We start from the raw sequence: 5,388 nt of genomic DNA on the forward strand, positions 1-5,388 counted from the left end.
GCCCGCCGAAGCTGGACACTCTCGGCGGAAGCCGATGGCAAAAGGCGCGCGCCGTTGCTCAGGGTGCGATTCGAGATTACGCCGCGAAGCTCTTGCGCATTCAAGCCGAACGGCAGGTTCTTTCCGGCAACGCCTTCCCTCCCGACTCCGATTGGCAACGGGAGTTCGAAAAGTCGTTTGTCTATCCGGAGACGCCCGATCAACTGCGCGCGATTGAGCAGACCAAGGCCGATATGGAAGCCGCACGGCCGATGGATCGACTCATTTGCGGCGATGTGGGATTCGGCAAGACGGAAGTGGCCGTTCGCGCCATTTTCAAGGCCGCAGTCGGCGGAAAGCAGGCCGCCTTACTGGCTCCGACGACGGTGCTCGCCTACCAACACTACCAGACGCTCCGGCAACGCTTTGCGGACTATCCCATCGAGGTCGCCTTCCTGGGCCGCCTCGCCTCCGCGGCCGAAGAGCGACGGGTACTGGCGGCGATCGCCTCCGGCGAATGCGATGTCGTCGTCGGGACTCATCGGTTACTGTCGGCCGACGTCCGCTTCGCTCGCCTCGGCCTCGTGGCCATCGACGAAGAACAGCGATTCGGCGTCCGGCAAAAGGAACGGTGGAAAGAGCGCTTCCGCTCCATCGACATGCTCGCGCTTTCGGCAACCCCGATTCCCCGAACACTCTATCTCGCCCTGGCGGGAGCGCGCGATTTAAGTCTGATCGAGACTCCTCCCTCCAACCGTCTCCCGATCGAGACCGTGGTCTGCCCCTACGACGAGCGGACGATCCGCGCCGCGATCGAAAAGGAACTTGCTCGGGGTGGACAGGTCTATTTCCTGCACAATCGGATCGCATCGATCGATCGGGTCTGTCGCCGCCTCCGAGAACTCCTGCCTGCGGCTCGCATCGAAATCGGGCACGGTCAGATGGACAAAGAGGATCTCGAAGGCGTCATGCAGCGCTTCGTCGCGGGAGAAACCGACGTCCTCCTGGCCACGTCGATCATCGAAAACGGTCTCGACATTCCGAATGCCAACACCATCCTCGTAGACCGAGCCGACCGATTCGGCTTGGCCGACCTCTACCAACTTCGCGGGCGCGTCGGCCGATCCAACCAAAAAGCCTTCGCCTATCTCCTGCTTCCCCGCGACCGCTTCCTGATGGCGGACGCCAAGCGCCGGATCCGCGCCATGCAGGAGTACAACCAGCTCGGGGCGGGCTTCCGTATCGCGCTGCGCGATCTGGAGATCCGCGGTGCGGGAAATCTGCTCGGAACGGCGCAGAGCGGCCATATCGCGGCCATCGGATTCGAGCTCTATTGTCGTCTTCTCCGAGAAGCGGTCTCCGCAGTGCAGGGAAAGAAGGTCCGAAGCGCACTCGCATGCAAGGTGTCGGTGGACTTCCTGGACCGGGCTTTCGAAAAACCGGGTCTCCCCGCTTCCTATATCTCCTCTGTCGAAGAGCGGATCGCGGCCCATCGCCAAGCCGCGGAGGCTGGCTCGCTCGCGGAAATTCGGGAGCTGGAGCAATCCTGGCGTGACCGATTCGGCCCTCTTCCGGAATCCGCACGGCTTCTTTTGGCAGAGGCCGAGCTTCGCATCCTGGGAAGCGACCGCTCCCTGGAACGCATCGAGGTGGAAGACGACAAGCTGCGTCTGCAACGAAACGGCCGGTATCTCATGGTCGGCGGCCGCTTCCCTCGCTTGACCGGCGATGACGCGAGCAGTAAGCTTGCTTCAATCAAGAAGTGGATCTTAACCCTAGCCTAGCCTAGGCCGTGACGGTCTCGCCCCCCAAAAGTCGTGTCGAACGTGTCGTGTCTCTTGCGAAGGTGCCGAAATGCCGTCGCAGCCGGAGGCCGAACGCCGGTCGCCCCAGTCGGCAAACCTCTCGGATTTCCTGGCCGAAGTGCGACAGTCACGCCTCGCTGCGACGGCACAGCGAATCTTCGCCGAGCCAGACCCGCAGGCAGGTGAGGCGGGAAAGCCATGCGAGAGCGAAGCGCACGGGCCGACCCGGCAACCCGCTGCCAATGGTTCCTGCACTATCCCGATTCGCATCCTGGTCCGCTGATCCGCGCCTCTATGCCGCTTAGGAAGCACAATCGCTTCGTCTCCGCTCCGCGCGCTTCGTTCCAAACGATTCTTCCGTCCGGAAGGGAGATCGGGAAGCTCGGCCCGCTCGGACTCTTCCTCGGCCTCCTCCTGATCGCGATGAGCTTTCCCTGTCGCCTTTTCGGCCAAGCGGGCGTCGATGGCGTCGCGGCGATCGTCAATGATAAAGTAATCACTTTTTCCGAGGTCAAAAAACAGGTCGAACCCAACGAAGCGGTCTTACGGGAGACCTACCAAGGCCCGGAGCTGGTCGACCGGATCAAGGAAGCGCGGCTCAACGCCCTTCGAGCCTTGATCGAGCGAGAGTTGATCATTCAAGATTTCAAGAAAAAGGGATATCAGATCCCCGACACCTTTATCGAGGGACGTGTCCGAGACATGATTCGAAGCCAGTTCGATGGGGATCGCATCGCCTTCATCCGTACTCTGCAAGCCAACGGGATGACGGAGGAACGGTATAAACAGAACCTTCTCGACCAGATCATCGTGCAAGCGATGCGGATGAAGAATGTCTCCGATAGCATCGTGATTTCTCCTTACCAGGTCGAGCAGTACTACCACGACCACCTTGCGCTCTTCGTCGAGCCGCCGAGCGTCAAGCTGCGTCTGATTTTCCTACAGAAATCCGTCCTGAAAGAGCGGCGGGTCGGACCTGACGGAAAGGAGGAAGAATACGACCAGCCGCTGGAGACCGCGAAAGAGCTGGAGACCAAGCTCCGATTCGGAGCGAACTTCGGCGACCTCGCTCGCGCCTATTCCGAGGGACCTCGGAAACAGGAAGGAGGAGACCTTGGTTGGGTGACCCGGGATACGCTGCGCCCCGAAATCGCGGATGCCGCCTTCGGGATGTTTCCCGGTCAGACGAGCGATGTGATCGCCACCCCGGACGGCTATTACCTCCTCCACTTAGAAGACAAGCGGCGGGAGCGGGTCAAACCCATTTCCAGCGTGCGCAACCAGATCGAGTCGGCTCTCTTGCAGGAAAAGCGACAGAGACGCCAACAAGAATGGCTCGACAGCCTGCGGGTGAAATCGTTCATCAAGATGTTCTAAGCGCCATGCTCCCTCTTTTCCTCCGCGTCCCTTCCTCCTGCCGCTCCTCTACCGCCCGACATGCGCGATCGACCGCATGCCGGGAAACGCCCAAAACGAAATAGTCCATGCGCAACTGGGTGATCGGCATCCCCGTGGGAGAACCGGCTGGAATCGGGCCGGAAGTCGTGCGCAAGGCGATCGCCTCGCATCGACTTCCGGCAAGCTGCGCCTACCGCGTCATCGGGTCGGATCGGGGCTTTTCTCCCGGCGAGCCGAGTCCCTCTTCCGCCCGTGCCGCGCAGGAGTGGCTCGAGGAAGCGGTCCGCTTGTGGAAAGAAGGGGCGATCCACGCGATTGTCACCGGACCCGTTCACAAGGCGGGCTTGCGGGCGGCGGGATTCCCCTACCCGGGACAGACCGAATTTTTTGCGGACCGGACCGGCTGCCCGGCGCAGAAGGTGGTGATGGGCTTTTGGCATCCGAAGCTCTCCCTGACCCTGCTCTCCACGCATTGCAGCCTCCGGGAGGCCATCGCTTCCATCCGCCCTGAAAAGATCGTCCTTTCGGCCGAGCTGTTGGCCGATCTCCTCAACCGGCTTGGTTGCCCTTCTCCAAGAATTGCGATCGCCGCCCTGAACCCCCATGCGGGCGAATCGGGCCTCTTCGGCTCAGAAGAGCGGGAGCTCTTCGAGCCTGCCTTGACCGAGCTGCGGAAGAGGGGAAGGAACGCCGTCGGTCCCCTGCCTCCCGATTCGGTCTTCCGCCAAGCGATTCACGGGGAGTTTGCCGGGGTGGTAGCGGCTTATCACGACCAAGGTCTCATTCCTTTCAAGCTCGTGGCATTTTCGACGGGCGTGAATGTCACCCTCGGTCTGCCTTTGATTCGCACCTCTCCCGATCACGGAACAGCATTCCATCTCGCCGGAAAGGATGCGGCGGACCCTCGAAGCATGATTGCGGCGATCCGGCTGGCGGTCCGCCTCGTGGAGGCCGAGCACGGCACGAAAAGAGCATGAGAAAGCCGATGAACTTCACGAACCTGCGCGGGATTCTCACCTATGTTCCCGAGTTCCGGGATAAGATCTTCGTCATCGCCATCGACGGCGCCGTCGTCGCCCATGAGAACTTCGGCAACCTCGCTCTCGATCTCGCCGTTCTTCGCAGCCTCAGCGTTCGGCTGATCGTCGTCCATGGCATCGGCCGGCAGATGCGGGATCTGGCCGCCGAACGCTCGATCTCGCTCTCCTCCTCGGATGGTACCGGCCCGACCGACGCTGCAACGCTCAAGGTAAGCCTTGCGGCCTCCTGCCAAGTAGCGCAGCAGGTCCTCGCCTCGTTCGCCGCCGCCGATCTCCGGGCGGCGGTGCCGAACGCCGTGGTCGTTCATCCCTTCGGGATCGTCGGAGGAATCAACCATCAGTTCACCGGTCGGGTCGAACGGGTCGACACGGCCTTCCTGCATGACCTGCTCGACCGCGGCATCACGCCGATCATCAGTCCGATCGGATCCGACCGCGAAGGCAACCTCTTCCGGGTGAATTCCGATGCGGTTGCGGCCGCGATCGCGGAAACGCTCCGCGCCGTGAAGTTGATCTACCTCTCCGGAGAGATCGACTATGCCAAGGAAAATGGGCTCGCCCGGCAACTTTCGGTAAGCGAAGCCGAATCGTTCGTCCACCGCCATGCGGCCACGATTTCCCCGTTGCTCCTCTCGAAGCTCTCCCACTCGATTGCCGCCTGCCGCAGCGGCGTGCGACGAATTCACCTCCTCGACATTCGGATCGACGAAGCCCTGCTTTCGGAACTCTTTTCCCAAGTCGGGATCGGGACGATGGTCTACGCCGAAGGATACGAATCGATTCGAAAGGCGCAGAAAAAGGATGTCCGCTCGATCCTCCAGCTCATCTCCCAATCGGTGGAGGCTGCCGAGCTGCTTCCCCGGACCCGGCAGGGGATTTTGGCCCGCCTCGACGATTACTATGTCTTGGAAATCGACCGAGGGCTCGTCGGATGCGTGGCGCTCCACCGCTTTCCGGAATCCTCGAAGGCGGAAGTCGCCTGCCTCTCCGTCGCACGGGTCTACGAAAACCAAGGGCTCGGTCGAAAGCTCGTCCATTTTACGGAATCGGTGGCGCGCGAGGAAGGGATTCGGCAGCTCTTCGCGCTATCCGCCAGGACATACAACTTCTTTACCCAAAAGGTCGGCTTCCGCGAGGGAAGCCCGGACGATCTACCGCCGGCCCCC

4 protein-coding genes are annotated in these 5,388 nt (G+C 61.7%); all 4 read left to right on the plus strand.

Annotation, left to right across the window (positions count from 1 at the left end):
• Positions 1-1,763: DEAD/DEAH box helicase (locus FN369_RS07265; protein ID WP_142525513.1), on the plus strand; the 1,763-nt coding region annotated here is incomplete at its 5' end.
• Positions 1,764-1,982: 219 nt separating this feature from the next.
• The gene (locus tag FN369_RS07270; RefSeq protein ID WP_246189607.1) at positions 1,983-3,161 is read left to right on the plus strand and encodes a peptidylprolyl isomerase; all 1,179 of its coding nucleotides are present in this window, start codon (positions 1,983-1,985) and stop codon (positions 3,159-3,161) included.
• 107 nt (positions 3,162-3,268) lie between these two features.
• Complete coding sequence (gene pdxA, locus FN369_RS07275; protein WP_246189608.1) at positions 3,269-4,159, plus strand: 4-hydroxythreonine-4-phosphate dehydrogenase PdxA; 891 nt, start codon at positions 3,269-3,271, stop codon at positions 4,157-4,159.
• Between the two features lie 8 nt (positions 4,160-4,167).
• Positions 4,168-5,388 (plus strand): amino-acid N-acetyltransferase (argA, locus tag FN369_RS07280; RefSeq protein WP_142525514.1); only part of this gene is annotated, 1,221 nt, incomplete at its 3' end.

It is taken from the genome of Methylacidimicrobium cyclopophantes, assembly GCF_902143385.2.
Classification (GTDB): domain Bacteria; phylum Verrucomicrobiota; class Verrucomicrobiia; order Methylacidiphilales; family Methylacidiphilaceae; genus Methylacidimicrobium; species Methylacidimicrobium cyclopophantes.